Origin of the sequence: Gelidibacter mesophilus DSM 14095 (assembly GCF_000423005.1) — a bacterium.
In the GTDB taxonomy this organism is placed as follows: Bacteria; Bacteroidota; Bacteroidia; order Flavobacteriales; family Flavobacteriaceae; genus Gelidibacter; species Gelidibacter mesophilus.
The window spans coordinates 26,224-41,657 of the sequence record NZ_AUHD01000001.1 but is presented as its reverse complement, the minus strand read 5'-3'; the positions used below and the strand labels follow the sequence as shown (position 1 = coordinate 41,657).

Annotated in this window: 18 protein-coding genes; all 18 read right to left on the bottom strand. The window is 36.1% G+C overall.

Annotation, left to right across the window (positions count from 1 at the left end):
* Window positions 1-5: 5 nt before the first annotated feature.
* The 18 genes from G525_RS19940 to G525_RS0100140 all read right to left on the bottom strand — a co-directional run bounded on the left by G525_RS19940 (window position 6) and on the right by G525_RS0100140 (window position 15,423).
* The gene (locus G525_RS19940) at window positions 6-668 is read right to left on the bottom strand and encodes an ElyC/SanA/YdcF family protein (RefSeq protein ID WP_157491840.1); all 663 of its coding nucleotides are present in this window, start codon (window positions 666-668) and stop codon (window positions 6-8) included.
* Between the two features lie 102 nt (window positions 669-770).
* Window positions 771-1,496: a sugar transferase gene (locus tag G525_RS0100220; RefSeq protein ID WP_051209662.1), complete on the bottom strand. Its 726-nt coding sequence runs from the start codon at window positions 1,494-1,496 to the stop codon at window positions 771-773.
* Between the two features lie 56 nt (window positions 1,497-1,552).
* Complete coding sequence (acpS, locus tag G525_RS21535; RefSeq protein ID WP_051209660.1) at window positions 1,553-1,897, bottom strand: holo-ACP synthase; 345 nt, start codon at window positions 1,895-1,897, stop codon at window positions 1,553-1,555.
* Window positions 1,898-1,926: 29 nt separating this feature from the next.
* On the bottom strand, window positions 1,927-2,544 hold the full coding sequence (locus G525_RS0100210; RefSeq protein ID WP_027124332.1) for an MBL fold metallo-hydrolase: 618 nt from the start codon (window positions 2,542-2,544) through the stop codon (window positions 1,927-1,929).
* Entirely contained in the window at window positions 2,531-3,931 is a 1,401-nt protein-coding gene (locus G525_RS0100205) for an AMP-binding protein (protein WP_035478709.1), read from the bottom strand. Before G525_RS0100205 ends, G525_RS0100210 begins: the two co-directional genes overlap by 14 nt.
* A gap of 9 nt (window positions 3,932-3,940) precedes the next feature.
* Complete coding sequence (locus tag G525_RS0100200) at window positions 3,941-4,687, bottom strand: SDR family NAD(P)-dependent oxidoreductase (protein ID WP_027124330.1); 747 nt, start codon at window positions 4,685-4,687, stop codon at window positions 3,941-3,943.
* Between the two features lie 4 nt (window positions 4,688-4,691).
* Window positions 4,692-4,934 carry a hypothetical protein gene (locus G525_RS0100195; protein WP_027124329.1) on the bottom strand — a complete coding sequence of 81 codons (243 nt, stop codon included), beginning with the start codon at window positions 4,932-4,934 and terminating at the stop codon, window positions 4,692-4,694.
* 5 nt (window positions 4,935-4,939) lie between these two features.
* A complete protein-coding gene (locus tag G525_RS0100190; protein WP_027124328.1) occupies window positions 4,940-6,010 on the bottom strand; it encodes a 3-oxoacyl-ACP synthase III family protein in 1,071 nt (356 codons plus the stop codon).
* Window positions 6,011-6,021: 11 nt separating this feature from the next.
* Window positions 6,022-7,056, bottom strand: a complete 1,035-nt coding sequence (locus tag G525_RS0100185; protein ID WP_157491839.1) for a hypothetical protein — start codon at window positions 7,054-7,056, stop codon at window positions 6,022-6,024.
* Window positions 7,057-7,064: 8 nt separating this feature from the next.
* A complete protein-coding gene (locus G525_RS0100180; RefSeq protein ID WP_051209658.1) occupies window positions 7,065-7,694 on the bottom strand; it encodes a NeuD/PglB/VioB family sugar acetyltransferase in 630 nt (209 codons plus the stop codon).
* A gap of 79 nt (window positions 7,695-7,773) precedes the next feature.
* The gene (locus G525_RS0100175) at window positions 7,774-8,523 is read right to left on the bottom strand and encodes an SDR family NAD(P)-dependent oxidoreductase (protein WP_027124325.1); all 750 of its coding nucleotides are present in this window, start codon (window positions 8,521-8,523) and stop codon (window positions 7,774-7,776) included.
* Window positions 8,524-8,527: 4 nt separating this feature from the next.
* Complete coding sequence (locus G525_RS0100170; protein WP_027124324.1) at window positions 8,528-8,752, bottom strand: acyl carrier protein; 225 nt, start codon at window positions 8,750-8,752, stop codon at window positions 8,528-8,530.
* A 164-nt stretch (window positions 8,753-8,916) separates the two neighbouring features.
* Window positions 8,917-10,059, bottom strand: coding sequence for a glycosyltransferase family 4 protein (locus tag G525_RS0100165; protein ID WP_027124323.1), 1,143 nt, complete (start codon window positions 10,057-10,059; stop codon window positions 8,917-8,919).
* Complete coding sequence (locus tag G525_RS19930; RefSeq protein ID WP_051209656.1) at window positions 10,056-10,994, bottom strand: hypothetical protein; 939 nt, start codon at window positions 10,992-10,994, stop codon at window positions 10,056-10,058. The genes G525_RS0100165 and G525_RS19930 overlap by 4 nt, the downstream gene beginning before the upstream one ends.
* Window positions 10,988-12,067, bottom strand: coding sequence for a glycosyltransferase (locus G525_RS0100155; protein ID WP_157491838.1), 1,080 nt, complete (start codon window positions 12,065-12,067; stop codon window positions 10,988-10,990). Before G525_RS0100155 ends, G525_RS19930 begins: the two co-directional genes overlap by 7 nt.
* Window positions 12,068-12,074: 7 nt before the next feature.
* Entirely contained in the window at window positions 12,075-13,181 is a 1,107-nt protein-coding gene (locus G525_RS0100150) for a hypothetical protein (protein ID WP_027124321.1), read from the bottom strand.
* Between the two features lie 202 nt (window positions 13,182-13,383).
* Window positions 13,384-14,514 carry a hypothetical protein gene (locus tag G525_RS0100145; protein ID WP_035478707.1) on the bottom strand — a complete coding sequence of 377 codons (1,131 nt, stop codon included), beginning with the start codon at window positions 14,512-14,514 and terminating at the stop codon, window positions 13,384-13,386.
* 141 nt (window positions 14,515-14,655) lie between these two features.
* A complete protein-coding gene (locus G525_RS0100140; RefSeq protein WP_169514416.1) occupies window positions 14,656-15,423 on the bottom strand; it encodes an ATP-grasp fold amidoligase family protein in 768 nt (255 codons plus the stop codon).
* Between the last annotated feature and the right edge of the window lie 11 nt (window positions 15,424-15,434).

Here is a 15,434-nt window from a genome sequence, read left to right as displayed (position 1 = left end):
AAAAATTACTCTTTCTTAAAAACCCTATAGTACAGTAGTTTAAGATGCGCTATATGAACCCTATTCATAAGTTCAATAGAGTTAAAGGAAGGAAATGTGATTCCATTATAACGCTGTCCGTCTTGTTTGTAATCATAGCTTGACGGAGCTGCGATGACATTCAGACCTTGATCTCTAAATATTTCAACAGCTCTTGGCATATGGACCGCACTGGTAACTAAAATAAGCTGTTTATCTGTTCCAAATTCTGTTTTAAACGCCTGAGCTTCTTCCAATGTATTCATCGGCGTCTTCAACATTTTAATATCTGAAGAATCAACGCCCAGAGAAATTGCAGCAACTTTGGCAATTTCCGCTTGACATTTATCCAGTTTTTTTGAAGCTGCAGAAGTCACCAATACAGCATGATTTAAATGCTTGTTAAGGCGAACCCCTTCAATTAAACGTTTCAATGGTTCCTGTCCTAAATTCATGGTCGGAGGTAATTTTGAATCCATGGTTGCACCCGTGCCCAATACATGTATATAATAAGCTGCGTTATTATCTAGTCCATACAAGTTAATCGGGTTGTAGGCGCTTTCAATAGAAGCAATGAGCTTTTTTGGCACGTAACTCGTAGAACAAATCAAAAATGCTATAATTCCTAGAACAACAACTAATGTAACCAACTTATGTTTGATATTTTTGAGCTAGAATACAGAAATTCCCCAAATAAAAAAGTACAAAGATATATTGGGCAATTCTTTTAAAACACTAACCATCTGATTAATTTACAGATTCTTTATGCCATTCAAAGTTAAGGATTCAGGTTTTGATGGTAAATTCTTAAACCATTTATAGACTATCTCAGAATTACTATTGACCAAAGACCAAAATGTTAAAAAGAGAATTTTAAAATCGACTACAAGGGAGCAATTATTATAATACCATTTTTCAAGTGTACCTTTATAAGGATAAATATATGCTCTATAATAGTGAACTGGATCTTTTCCAAATTCCTTATAAACCGTCACCAACCGCTCCTCGTCCCTGAAAATCAATGATCCGAGTCCTGTAATGCCCGGCCTATTTTTATAAATTAAATTTTGAACTTCAGGTGTATAATTCTGAAAACTTCTGGTCAAAAGTGGTCTTGGTCCAACCAATGCCATATCTCCTTTTAAAACATTTATGATTTGAGGTAACTCATTAATCTTTGTAATGCGCAATAGCTTACCAACTTTAGTAATTCTCGGATCGTCTCTCACAGTCAAGCTTTTGTTTCCCATAGTGGGACTATCTTTTAACATGGTAGCAAACTTGTAAATATAGAACGGCTTATTATTTAGACCCATGCGTTGTTGCAAGTAGAAAACCTCCCCTTCACCAGTTAATTTAAGTAGCAACATGATGATCAGAAAAAGTGGTGACAAACAAAGAATACCAATAAGAGATATTAGAAAATCAAAACTTCTTTTAATTAGTGGATAAACTTGTGTTTTTTGATCTTTGCTCATTTAATATTCTGATTAATTTTGATTGTCTCACGTAGAAAACTCTAAACATTTTAAATTTACATAGAGGTTATAAGTGCAACGGCGGTGGCATATTCCTTGGCATGTGCAATACTGATATGAATTACTTTTGACTCCCGTTGTTTGAAGTTTAGGAATACATAAGGTTCACCAGACTTTTTGTGTTTAATCGTAATATCCTTTATGAAGATTTCTTCTGAAGGATAGATGGCCTTTAAAACAGCCTCTTTTGCACACCAAATTCCAGTTAATGTCTGTGATGGATTTGGTTTGGTAAGCGCATATTCCCATTCATATTTATTAAACATCTTTTCAAGAAGTCTCTTTTTATTTGAATATAATTTTTCAAACCTCGCAATACTTTCAATATCAATACCAATCATTTCATTAATTCATCAAATAACCATTGCACTTATTTAATAAACGAATTATCTAAAAAAGAGGCGTCATGACCGGGATATATTGTGGTATGAGATTGTAAATTCTCCATGATTATCTTTTTTGATTTTTTATAATCCAGTTTATTACTATGAGGGAAGCTTAATGGGGTTTTTACGTTATTTAAAATAGTATCTCCTGTAAAAACGCCGTTTTCAAAGAACAAACAAATACTTCCAGGACTATGTCCAGGAGTCTCCATAACTCTTAATTGAAATCCACTAAAATTCAACATGTCATTATCTTTGACAATTATGGCTTTACTTTTCACAGCAAATGTTTCAAATTCCTCTATATAGCGTGAGTAATTTTGTTTAGGGTCGCGCATATTTATGGCACATGCTTCAGAGCAATAGAGATTAAAATCATAGTAATCTTTCAATGCGTCCACGCCGTAGCAATGATCAGCATGTTCATGTGTGAGAATAAGACCTACGATATTTTTATTGTGATGTTTTAACCAATTGACAAATTCTGTTGTTGGATAATTCCCCAAATCAATAATCAACACATCGTGTTCATCGATTTGAACCACATAGGTATTTGCGTTCTTATAAGGGTTGACAAATCTGAATATTTTAAATGTGGTCATTAAAAATCACTTTTCCAGTTTCATTTCTGGGAATATCTTCAACATAAACAACTTCAAATGATTGATGAAAAAGTCCTGTCTTGGCCACGATAAAATCCGATACCTTTTGAGTCATATCGGCTCTCGTGATTAAAACGATCATTTTTTGATCATTCCCACCACAAGCACAGTCTAGTTCAAATGAGTCATTTATCAACTTTTCAATCTCATCCAACGCAACACGTATGCCAAATAATTTTAAAAAACGACTTTTTCTTCCGACGATAAAATAATAACCATCAGCATCTCTTTCAACTAAATCGCCGGTATGTAAAATACCGTGCCGGTCGTCATCTAAATTTAAATCTTCCAAAGAGTTTGCATAGCCTAGAGTGACATTTGGACCTCTATATACTAATTCTCCAGCGGCTTCACCTTCAAAAGATTCATAACCTTGATCATCTATAATGGACAGCATACCACCAGGAATGGCCTTCCCAATACTTCCTTTTTTGGAAGTTGACATAAAAGGTTCCACAAAGGTCATTCTGGCACTACCTTCGGTTTGTCCATAGGTAGGAATAAACTCTACATTATTATTTTCGGCATATTGAAGACAGTCATCATATAATTCTTTAGATAATTTACCTCCACCTTGAGTAAGAATTCTTAAAGACGGCATTTTCATTCTAAAAAATCGTAACTTTTTTAAGATTTCAAAACTATAAGGTACGCCTGTTAAAACCGTGGGGCTACTTTCTTTTAGCAAACTCCAAAACTTAGCATCGGTCATTGCTGACTTCGTAAAGACTATAGCTGCACCAACTTTTAAATGACTGTGAATAACCGAAAGCCCCATTGTATAATACATTGGTAAAAAAAGAAATGCTTTATCAGTAGCCACTAATCCAAAAAATTGGGACACATTTTTAGCACTCATTTCCAAATTATGATAACTGTGTCTTACGAGTTTAGGACTTCCTGTTGAGCCTGACGTAGGGAGCAACAGCGAGAGTTGGTCGAATAACCGATGCGCGGGAGAGTTTAATTTTAATAATTTGTAATTTCCTCTCACTTCTACGACTTCTCCATCAAAATAATGGCAGATTCTTTCGGGGGCCACAATATAATTTGGTTGGTATTTTTTAATTAAGGAACTGATTAAATCCCGCTCGGTTTGTGGACTTAATAATAAAGGAACTGCTTTGGCATGCATACAAGCCATGTAAAGACATAGAGAATCCACAGAGTTTTCAGAAAAATGAAACACGAGAGATCGCGACGATATAGTACGTTGTAAGCCATTACAATAGAGCACTAAATCTCCATAAGAAATTTCATTTCCATCATCGTCAATGGCCGCAATGTTTGCCGCTTCCTTTGTATCAATTCCCAAAAAATAACTCATATCCCGAATTTATAATTCCGTACTTCCATCAACTCCTATAATTTGTCCAGTAACATAGCTTGACATATCAGAACTTAAAAACAAACACATATCGGCAATTTCTTCCGGTTCTGCCAATCTTCCCATTCCAATATTATTTAGTTTTTCCTGGAAATTTTTTTCAAAAACATCTTTAAACCTAACAGTCCCAACCATGCCAGGTGCTACTGCGTTCACTCTAATTTGCAAAGGTGCTAATTCTTTTGCGGCAGATTTTGTCATCGCAATTACGGCTCCCTTGGTAGTTGCATAAGATACTTGTCCACTTGCGCCCCTATCTGCAACTATACTCGCCATATTTATGATTGAACCCGATTTTTGACGTGTCATTATTCTTGACACTATTTGTAATAAGTTAAATGCCCCAACCACATTCACATCAATCATTGATTTAAAAGTACTCATTTGGACCATCGGAATCATTTCATAGGTCACCATCCCCGCATTATTGATAAGCACATCAATTCTTTTTTCAGCAGTTTTAATGGCCATCACACGTTTTCTTGCGACGTCCAAATCTGTGACATCAAAATAAACAGGAACAACTTTGGTCTGGTACTTTTCAGATAGGCTATCTGTCCACTGGTCAATGCATCCAACTGAACGAGCGTGAGCATAAACAATGGCGCCATGTTTGGCAAAAGCTTCTACAATAGCATGTCCGATACCCTTATTGGTACCACTTACCAAACACACTTTGTTTTCTAATAATTTCATAGTGTTATGCTATGGTTACATCATATTTTGCTAGAATAGATTTACCAATTTCATAGGACTTGAATCCTATAATGTCTTCAGGTTCCATCATAATGTCAAAAGTATCTTCCATAGTTGTCACCAGACTCAATTGACATACAGAATCCCACTTCTCTACTGTATCAGAATTAAAATCAGTGTCCAAAACATTTTCTTCAACTTGAAAAGTTTCTGTAAAAATGGCGTTATAAGTTTCTAATGTATTCATAAATATTAGGTTAAATTATCATATGCATCTGTGTACACAATTGGTAATATTACATCTGAATCAATCGTTATGTCGGCACAAGCCCAAGATAAACCAGCACCAAAACCTGACATAAATAACTTTAATGTCTGTGGCTCTAGGTTTGAGAAATGATCGGCCAAAACTAGTGGCACAGAATTACTACTATTATTACCAAAACGATCTAGCGAAATTGGTATTTTCTCCATGGGTATTTTAATTTTTCTAGAGAGCTGTTTCAGGATATAGTGATTGGCCTGATGTAATGTAAAATAGTCATAGTCCGCTGGTGTCTTATCCAGTTCCTTTAAAAATGTCTTGAATAGTTTGGGTACATCTGTCAAAGAAAATTCAAAAACGTCCATGCCTTTCATATGGGTATCGTAATCTGATCTTAGAATACCATCACTCCAAACGACGCGTTGCTTTGGAGCATCAAGATTTCTATAGGCTCCTGATGGCGTTATAATACTTTTAAAACGTTTTCCATCGGACTTTATCGTAAAATGAGCTTCAACATTCTCTTTAGTCTTCTCCAGCAATAAAGCTGAACCACTGTCCCCAAAGAGCATAATCATCGTTCTATCAAAGGGAGAAAGTGTTTTATGTGAGGTATCAGCAGTGATTAAAAGTGCTTTTTGAGCATCTGAATTCTGTAAGAGGGTATGAATTGAGTGCAAAGCCACTATGAAACCGGAACAGGCCAAGTTGATATCCAAACACAAACAATCTTTTGAAAGCTCCAATCGATTATGTATTAAATAGGAAGACGCTGGAGTTCTAAAATCTGGTTTTTGACTGATAAAAACTAAAATTCCAATCTCCTCTTTTTTAATTTCCGTATTTTGAAACAAATTTAATGCAGCTTCATAACCCAAATCAGATGCTGTTTGCTCTGGAATGGATCTACAAACACTCTCTACGCCTGTTGTTTCAATAAATTTTCGTATGATGTCTTCTCCAAAAGTTTCCGTATAAGACTTTACTTCAACCTTTTGGGTAGGCAAAGCTACTGAAACACCAGCGATTTTAATATTTTTAATTGTACTTTTCGTCATGTTATCAGAAATTACATTTCATGTGTTACAAAACCATTATCGTAATATATATCTGAATAAATGGATTCTAAAATTGCGGATTCATGTACTGCCAAGCTAGCAATATTTATAGAAAGTCCCTCTCCAAGTGAAACTGATATCACTTGACAATCTGTCACCTGCTTATTTCCACAGATCTTAGAAATCATTAAAGGAATTGTTGCCGCCATAGTTTGTGGGCCAAACGTACTGCTTAAATAGATATGGTCTTTATAAGGATCAGATTGAAATAATTCTACCAATCTTTTTTCCAACTCAGCATCTAGTAAATTAATTAATATAATGACGTTTGAATACGTTTCAGAATCCATCAGTTCGAGCACTTTTGTTTTGACACGCTCCATCTCCGGATGTATCGCTGAAAAAATACTTGGAAAATCAATATGTAAATGCGCCGCTGTTTGCTGCGATCTTTTAGAATTAAGATTTTCAAATACCGATTTATTATTCCTAAAACCTCCGGAAGGCAGCATAAAATAGGACCAATGCGCACTTAAGGTCAATGTAGATATCGTGGTGCCATTTGAGGTGTCTTTCTTATTAAAGAGCATTGATGTAGCGCCGTCTTGAACATTTAAAGCACCTATATCTTCCGTCGTAAACTGCTTTGAAACCGTATCCCCAAAAACAATCAAGGCATATTTCTTTGAGGAAACACTAAGCAGTGATCCTCCTAAATTTATAGCAACTTCAAAACCCGCATTTCCGGTTGGCGCATCATATACAATGCAATCTTCTGATATTCCTAATCTGTTTTGTAAGACCATGGCTGTGGCAGGTCCTCGATAATCTGGGGTTTTGGTAAGAAAAATCAATACACCTATTTCATCCCGCTCCACTGGTGTTACCTCTATAATTTGTTGTGCTGCTAAAAAGCCTAAGTCGGCTGTTGTTTGCTCCTCAACAGCGATGGCTCTGTACGCACCTTTCTCTCCCTGATTAGTTTTTGGTAAAGCCGTGCACATCCCAAGCAATTCAATACCGTTATAAGTAAAGTTTCTCATCATTTCAGTTTTTAAAAGGAGAGTCTTTTTGCGGGCACTCCAAACACGGTAGTTCCTGTTTTTACTTTCGTCAATACAACACTACCCATGCCTACTACGGCGTCCTCTTCAACCACAACATTTTGTATCAACTTTGCACCAGCGTTTATGGTCACTCCATTTCTAACGTCTGCATAGCCCGCAAAAAACGCAAAGGAATTGATTTGACAAAAACCCCCAATTCTAACATCATGCCCCATTATCACAGAGCTTTGTAGATACGTAAAGTCGCCAATACTAACATCACTTGAAATGACACAATAAGATTTTATACCCACGCCACTACCTAGCTTCACACTTGGCGAGATAATGGCAGTAGGATGAATCAAGTTAATAAACTTACCCCCTTTTTTAAGGATATTTTGAACCGCCTTTTTTCTAATTGAGACCTCGCCTATGGCGCAAAAGAATACATCGCCCTCTTCAATTTTATAATCCTTACTGCTTGACAATATTTTTGGATAGCCTAATTCTTCAACATTAGTTTGTTCGATACTTAAAAACCCTTTGATCTTAAAATTGGCATCATTCTCATAACATACATTTGCTAAATCAAACACTTCTCTAGCCAATCCTCCGGCGCCAATAATTACTAAGTTCATTATTTTTATAATTTAAGATTTCTGTTAGGATCACAAGGATTATGAAAGTACTATAAATTGCAAGATAGAGGTAAGCTCATTATTTTAAGGAAAACCCACCGTCCAAATTTAACAATGCACCAGTCATCCAACTTGCTTGGTCGGATAAAAGATAAACGCATAAATAAGCCACATCTTCTGGCTTACCATATCGCCCTAACGGGTAGTTTTTTTGGTGCGCGTCCAATTCTTCCTTTGAAATTCCGCTCGTTTTCAAAATTCCTGTAGGTACAAAGCCTGGCATTATTGCATTGACCCTTATCTGCTTAGCGGCCAATTCTAATGCCAATGATTTTACAAAAGCATTAACTGCTCCCTTTGTGGCATTATACACTGCATTTCCAATGGTTGCCTTTTGAGTGGAGATGGAAGAGATAAAAACCAACGACGCCCCTTTTTTTATCTTTTTTTTACGGATCAGCCTTTGCATCAATCTAATTGAACTCTGCACATTTATCTCGAACAATTCATCGACAGTAGCATCATTTATAAATGCAATTGGTGCCAATTTCACGGCACCAGCATTCAGCACAACACCATCCAAGGGTTCTAAGGACTCTACCAAAGCATCTAAATCCGCAGCGGAAGATAGATCACATGGAATTGTGGTATGTCTAACACTATCAGTTAAAAGATCTTTTAAAACCTCATTTAAACGTTCTTGATTACGTGCGGAAATTGTCAATTCCGCTCCTTGTAAACCTGATGTGAGAGCTACTGATTCTCCTATGCCACCTGACGCTCCTGTGATCAATATTTTTTTACCTTCTAAAGAAAACAAATGTTGCATAACACTATTTTTTCGACTGGATGCTGTCCCAAAGCTCTTGTAAAGTTTGTAATTCTTTAAATACGCTATTTTCAATAATGACTTCGTATTCAACATCAATCATTGCAACTACCGATAAATTAGCGATAGAATCCCATTCTTCGTAGTCTCTGAATCTGTCTGACATTTTCAATTCTCTATCTTCTATATCTAAGGTTTCTTTAAATAATTCTAAAAATTTTTCTTCCATTACATTCATTTTTTGTAACTGCAAATTTACTAAATAACTATGAACTCAAAGGCATGATACACATCAAATGTGCTCTAAATAAGAATCTATTGATCTTTACAAAGTTTGTCTGCCGAAAAGCTCTAAAATTTCTTTATTATGATTTGATAACTGGTTTTATAATTTTAGATCTGATAAAGATTGTGCATACTTTCCCAAATCACCTCTCTATCAAAATTACGAGCCCATGTTATACCGTTTAGTCCATATTCTTGCCGCAGATTGACATCAGTCATCAATTGTCTCATAGCATCTTCCAACTTCACTTCGTCTTTTACCGGAATTAATATGCCATTATACCCGTCAGAAACCGCATCGATAGTCCCCGTGCCCATTGTGGAAATTACCGGGATGCCCATGGCGGCCGCTTGAACCAAAACATTCCCGAAGCCTTCCCACCAAGCTGGCAATACAAAAACGTCCATGACCATAATTAAAGCAGGAGCTTCTTCCTGAAGAACGCGACCATAATTTATAATGGCCGGGTGAGCATCAATTTTCTGAACTAAAGCAGGATCTGCTATTTGTGTCATTTCAAAAGGACCAACCAAAAACAACTTGACTTCAGGATTTGTTTGGTATATCTTGTCAAAAACCTCATAAAGTTCGTTTATGCCTTTTCGATCTACAATTCTGCCCAGAAAGCCAAAAACAAATGAATTCTCCAAGCTGTATTTTTTAATCAATTTTGCTTTTACCTCGGCATAGGCTTCAATTTCAGGGTTGAATAAACCGAGATTCACCCCATTGCTACTTCCTTTATTGATAACTACAGTCTTAGACTTTTTAAACACATGATGCGCCAGGCCTAATTGTAAAACAGAGTTACTGATACAGATGACCTTATGCGCTAAAGCAGCCGTTATTTTTTCCATCCCTATCAAAATTTTTCTTTTTGCACCTTTTTCATGTTCAAAACGGAAGCCTCTACAAGTATAAAACCGCTTCTCAACACCCGTCACATAACCTGCGATCATTCCCAGCAAGGAGACTTTTGGGGTTCCTAAATTAATAATATCCGGTTTTACGGTTCTAAATATTTTAATTATAGCCCATAAGGTTTTTAAATCCTCAAATGGAGAGATGTCTCTTTCAATATCAACAATCAAATGCTCACAGCCTTCATCCCTACAAAATTTAGCGGATCGTTCGCTATATGGCCCTAACAAATAGGTTTGATAGCCTAAAGATTTAAAATACTCAAGTTGTCCTTGTAATAAATTGACGGTGCCTTCGTAGGTGATGCCTATGACTAGTTTTTTATTCATTTATCTATATATTCTGTCAAATCAATGGAGTAGTGTGCACAAACATCTTTTAACTGTTGATCATTCCCGCCTGAGAGCACATTCTCACTAACTAATTTTTCCATTTGACTGTTCCTGATGCTTAATGGATCTTTGTTATATTTTGAATTGGTAACTACTTTAGTCCTTTTCTTTAAGGCCATACACTTGAGCCAAATATCATCTGCTAAAAAGCATATGTTTTTAAACACCTCTTTATCCAAAACCTCATCATGTAAACTGTTTGGAGGGTATAACGTTCCTCCGCCGCCTGTAGCCAACAATAAGTGGGAGGCGTCTTTACAACTCACATTATGATCCCATTGTCTATAAGGCTTAATTTTATGGGTAGCATCAAATCGCATTTTATGGGCACGGTTGGTGACGATATGTTGGGGATGCTTTTGATGGAGTTGGTATAAATTTTCCAATAACCCATCATCATAATACAAATCATCATCCACCGTAATGATGTGGGCATCGGGATAACGTTCCAGTGTATAAAAGTATTTTTTGTGTGCCCTCAAATCCTCCTCACAAAATTTGATTTCCAAGCCCCTAACTTTTAACTTGATTAGAGATTCAGGAATCTTTTGATCCGGAAACTGATCGATCGCTAACCATAATATAATTTTATCTGGCTTAAAGGTTTGTCTTAATAAACATTCTACAGATATCCAAACGTCATTTATTCGTCCTGGAAAAGAAGTCAGCGAAACAATATAAAGCGCATTCCGAGGCTCCGTATTAATCCCCGAAGTCATTTCGTTTTGGGTGGCTAACATTTTTTTCGGAACCGTCCGGTCCAAAATCTTTTTACAGAAAATCCCTAAAGCACGATTGATGCCCTTCCCAAATTTTCCTAAAAAATCGAAGTTAGGTAAGGCGTAATATATTTTATAAACTTGATTTAACATGTGCTCAGTTCCATAAATTTGAGGTAGCGCTCCCCTATCCTATTTATATTTAAATGCTCTCCTATTTTTGAGGCATTGGCCCCGATTTCCACTCTCAAATTTTCATCTTTAATTAACGCCTCAATTTGTTTGGCAAGACTATTACTACTTAATTCATTACAGACCACGCCCATCTTGGGTGCGGTAAAAATATCCTCATGCGGAATGGTATCATAACAAATACTTGGCACCCCAGCAGCCATAGCTTCACATAGGGAGTTTGGGAATCCCTCTATCACTGAGGGAAGCACATAAATGCCCGCTTTTGCGTATAATACATCCACATCCTTTACATCACCCAAAAACTCTACTCTGTCTGCAATACCAAGCTGCTGTGCAAGCGCTTTCATCTCGTTTAACAAAGGACCTGATCCAGCCATAACCAAACGCCAATCTTTATTCTGTTCTATTTGTGCAAATGCTTCAATTAAATAATGTGGTGCCTTTTCCCAGGCAAAACGACCTACATATAATATGATGTTTTCGCGTTTTTGATGGGTTAGCTCGATTTCTTTTAGCGCGTTCGGGATGACTTCTATTGATAATCGATCATTAAACTGCTCTTTCTTGTAGTTTGCTGCACGTGTGGTTTGGGCAATAAAACCTGCGCTCTTAGGATATAGCCAAACCTTTAAAAAAGGGATTGGGAATTTAAATTGATAATCCGGACTCGTTCGGTCTGAGATATAAACCGGGACGTTTTCATTTCTTAAGGCCAACAAGACAAAGGGATTAAAAACATCTCCAAATGACAATACCGCCTTGGGCAATTCATTGCGGTAATTTGTTCGAATAAATTTAACTAGCTGATAATAAAAAGTGATCTTGTTTATAGGGCCCCCTTGTCTTTTAAAGGTAGGCTCTACAAGCTTAATGCGCGGATCCAATTTATAAAATGCTTTTCCCGATAGACAGGACACAAAAACAACCTTAACACCTTGATCCACAAAATAGTTTGCCAAATTAGTTAAGGCGCGTTCGATCCCGCCCATTTTTAAGGATGGAGAAACAATGAGAAGTTTTTTAGCTGTCAAAAGTTGATTAGTTATAATAAGTTGTCAATTCATTAGAAGCAATAAATTCCGCTTCTGGCCACTTTTTTAAAATCCTTGACAAAAGTAAATGTAGTTGTTCAAGATTGTTAGCTCTATTACTCGGATCAATGCCTCCAACAAAATTTATACGATGCGTCCCTATAACCGCTGGCTTATTCCAAAAAAACGCCACTTTTACACTCTCCAAACATTTATCTACCCAATCTATTTTTTGGTTGAGTGCGGGTTCAAAAAGACAGTTTCGAATAAAATAAGTATTCGCATCGTCCTTCTGCCCCATATAGCGAAGCTGCCGATTAAAGTGATTGGTATGGGCAACAGGTATATTTTGATATTTTGAGCCTTGAAAATTGTTGATTCCTACCTCATTAAAAATTGTTTCAATAGGATCATCCCACACATAACAAGGACAAATGGTCGTTTCAGATTTTTTATTAAAAATAGTTTCAAAAAGTTCTAAACCTTCTCTTATCGATTGTTCAATGACTTTTAAGTCCTCTTGTGAATAATAATCATAAGTAGCCATGATATTATTTCTCCTATTGCTAGGCGAAGCATCTTTTATAGAAAAACAGTCTCTTTCAAACGCGTAATGAAAATCACGATCCTGTTCCTGAAGGTAGCGCATCCACAAACTAACATTCAAATGTTCCCGAGCATGAAACTGAGGAGTGATGAGCCGCTCTTGAATGCCGTGTTGTAAGATTTCAAAAGCTTCAGATGATTTTGGAGTTTTATTATAAGTGTCGGTAAAGAGCTCATATTTGTACTCTTTGAAATTATTCTCTTTAATGGCATCAAAATCTGGATTCGCCATTACCATATTTGCGGTTAAGATGGGACTATGGCCTAAATGGTCTTTAAAATTTCCTAACACCTCAAAAAGTGCCCTAAAATCCTCTGCATTCTCTAAACAATCGACAGTATCAAAAGGATCATTTTTATTTAATAATCCTTTCTCAATTAAAGCTTCTGAAACCTCACGATTAGGGATTCTAATGCTTCCCCAGTCATCGGATTCGATCACGATAAGTTTCTTAGATATTGATTTACCTTTAAAGTTTATAATGTTCTTCTTCAAAAACTCTTTCATTTCTAAACCTGTCTACTCGGTACTAACTTGGGAGGATTCCCTTCAATGATGATTATACCCTGTAAATTTTTTCCTAATAGCCCCATTGCGTTCTTAGTAACATGATATTACGCTTTACTCTTATTACGAAAACCTTTACCAATTGTTTTAGTTCTCTCATTTCTATTTAAGGAGACGTCTTTAAATAAATTGTAAAACAACTTTAATTGATTACATCTTTAATCATTATTTCCGCCAATTGTGCAGAGCTTATGAATCTGACATCAGGCCATTTTTTTAAAACTGATTCTAGTAAAATCTCTAACTTTTCTAAAGATCGCTCTCTATTCTCCTCAAAAATGCTGCCTATAAAATTCTCTCTGTGAGAGCTAATCACTGCAGGTTTACCCCAACGAAAAGCAATTTCAATTTCTGCTAAACATTTTCCTACCCAATCAAAGTTTTGATCACGGGCTGATTCAAACATACAGTTGCGTCGCCAATGGATTTGATTATATTTATTTTTAGTACCCCAATTTTTATTCACAGTTTTATATTTACCTCCTGGGATAGGTATAGTCTGTTGACCAGAAACAAGCTGCACCCCTTCTTGCTTTAGCATTGGTAATATATGATTGCCCCAAACACTCCCTTGGGCCATAAAAGTGACGGAGGGCATTCCAAAAATTTCTTTAAAGATTTTAAGGCCATCCCGATGGATAGCTTCTAAATCTTTATGTTCCTTATTATCTTTATAATCAAATCCCTTAAAGTAGTCCGCTTTATAAGGCCTTAGACAATTAGTAGACCTAGTAGAGATAATTGCCCTATTTTTAAAAGCAATTTGTTCTTTCTCAGAATCAGAATTTATAGCTTCCATATACCGTTTGACATGAATATGCTCTCTGCCATGATATTGAGGGATATAAAGCCCATCCTTCATGCCTTGTTCGATTAATTTGGGAACGTTCTCGGTATGTTTATTCCGAGCATAGGTTTCAAGAATAGTTTCATAATGATACTCTGCTTTATTGTTCTCTTCAATTTTTTCAAAATCCGGATTGGCAACTACGTGGTAGGCCGTTAAAACAGCTGGATTCCCCTCAATGTCTTTAAATTTATTAAGCGTTTCAAATAAAGCAATTAAATCGTCTTCAGATTCTAAAGAGTCATTTTTATCAAAACTAAATTTATCTACGGCTATATTGTTTTTAATTAATGTATTGTAAACTTCACTAGATGGCATTCTAACTGCGCCCCAGTCATCACTTTCAATAATTAAAAAATTTTGTTTGGTTTTCCATCCAAGCGCGTTAATGTAATTTTTTGCAATTTTCTGTTTAAAGGTCAGCATTTTCGATTTTTAAAATGATGCATCAATTTCTAATATTTTTTTTCCGCTCAAAACATGGTGTAGAAGAAAATATTCAGAATGTGAAATCATCAAGTAATATTACACTCAGTAATTCTTCTAACCATTAGATCTCATTGAGATCTAACCTTTTATTAAAGGAATTTTATTTCCATAATATAAATCCCACTTATCCGGAGTGAACTGTTCGTAGCCTCCACCATGATGAAACGTTAGTTCACCAAAAAATATATTATCCTTAATAACGTAAAAGTCTACTCTAACGTATGGAAACGGCTTAGCGAGGGTCTCGGCTAAATCTATTAACAATTCAAGATTTTTAGGACGATCCACACTGCGTCCACGGGGCGTTTTGGGGTTTCGATGCTTATCCAACATACTAAACGTAAATGGTAATAACTCCCAATTTCGGTCATAAATATTCCGTCTATGGGTGCCGAAACGACCAAGATCTACCTGTAGAAATTCAAACTTCCCATTAAAACAGTGTAGCTTATAATCTGAAGGGATACTCCCATCTTCATCAGTTAGCATTTTTTCCACGACAATTCGAGGCTCAATGTTTTCATACTGCCATTCCTTATCTGTATAATAATAATTTAAATGTAACCACCATCTACAGTCCGTTTGAATCACCTGCCAATCTACCTCCTTTTTATTCCTAACAAAATGCGTCGTCCCAGAGGTATGATTTGCTTTAATAACAATTGGATAATCTGGGAAATTTTCTGGCTTGACTTCCTTATAATTTCTTGTATGGAACACTAACGGCACTAGGTACTTCTCACCTATAGTTTCTCTAATATAGTTCCGAACCTCGAACTTATCAGCACATTTTACAATCAATGGGTTTTTATAATTGATTTTATACCATTGGATTTTTTCAGTCATAGTTTTAGGCG

Coding starts and splice junctions, on each gene's coding strand:
- G525_RS0100220 (WP_051209662.1), bottom strand. CDS start 1,496: ATGAGCAAAGATCAAAAAACACAAGTTTATCCACTAATTAAAAGAAGT.
- acpS (WP_051209660.1), bottom strand. CDS start 1,897: ATGATTGGTATTGATATTGAAAGTATTGCGAGGTTTGAAAAATTATAT.
- G525_RS0100210 (WP_027124332.1), bottom strand. CDS start 2,544: ATGACCACATTTAAAATATTCAGATTTGTCAACCCTTATAAGAACGCA.
- G525_RS0100205 (WP_035478709.1), bottom strand. CDS start 3,931: ATGAGTTATTTTTTGGGAATTGATACAAAGGAAGCGGCAAACATTGCG.
- G525_RS0100200 (WP_027124330.1), bottom strand. CDS start 4,687: ATGAAATTATTAGAAAACAAAGTGTGTTTGGTAAGTGGTACCAATAAG.
- G525_RS0100195 (WP_027124329.1), bottom strand. CDS start 4,934: ATGAATACATTAGAAACTTATAACGCCATTTTTACAGAAACTTTTCAA.
- G525_RS0100190 (WP_027124328.1), bottom strand. CDS start 6,010: ATGACGAAAAGTACAATTAAAAATATTAAAATCGCTGGTGTTTCAGTA.
- G525_RS0100185 (WP_157491839.1), bottom strand. CDS start 7,056: ATGATGAGAAACTTTACTTATAACGGTATTGAATTGCTTGGGATGTGC.
- G525_RS0100180 (WP_051209658.1), bottom strand. CDS start 7,694: ATGAACTTAGTAATTATTGGCGCCGGAGGATTGGCTAGAGAAGTGTTT.
- G525_RS0100175 (WP_027124325.1), bottom strand. CDS start 8,523: ATGCAACATTTGTTTTCTTTAGAAGGTAAAAAAATATTGATCACAGGA.
- G525_RS0100170 (WP_027124324.1), bottom strand. CDS start 8,752: ATGGAAGAAAAATTTTTAGAATTATTTAAAGAAACCTTAGATATAGAA.
- G525_RS0100165 (WP_027124323.1), bottom strand. CDS start 10,059: ATGAATAAAAAACTAGTCATAGGCATCACCTACGAAGGCACCGTCAAT.
- G525_RS19930 (WP_051209656.1), bottom strand. CDS start 10,994: ATGTTAAATCAAGTTTATAAAATATATTACGCCTTACCTAACTTCGAT.
- G525_RS0100150 (WP_027124321.1), bottom strand. CDS start 13,181: ATGAAAGAGTTTTTGAAGAAGAACATTATAAACTTTAAAGGTAAATCA.
- G525_RS0100145 (WP_035478707.1), bottom strand. CDS start 14,514: ATGCTGACCTTTAAACAGAAAATTGCAAAAAATTACATTAACGCGCTT.
- G525_RS0100140 (WP_169514416.1), bottom strand. CDS start 15,423: ATGACTGAAAAAATCCAATGGTATAAAATCAATTATAAAAACCCATTG.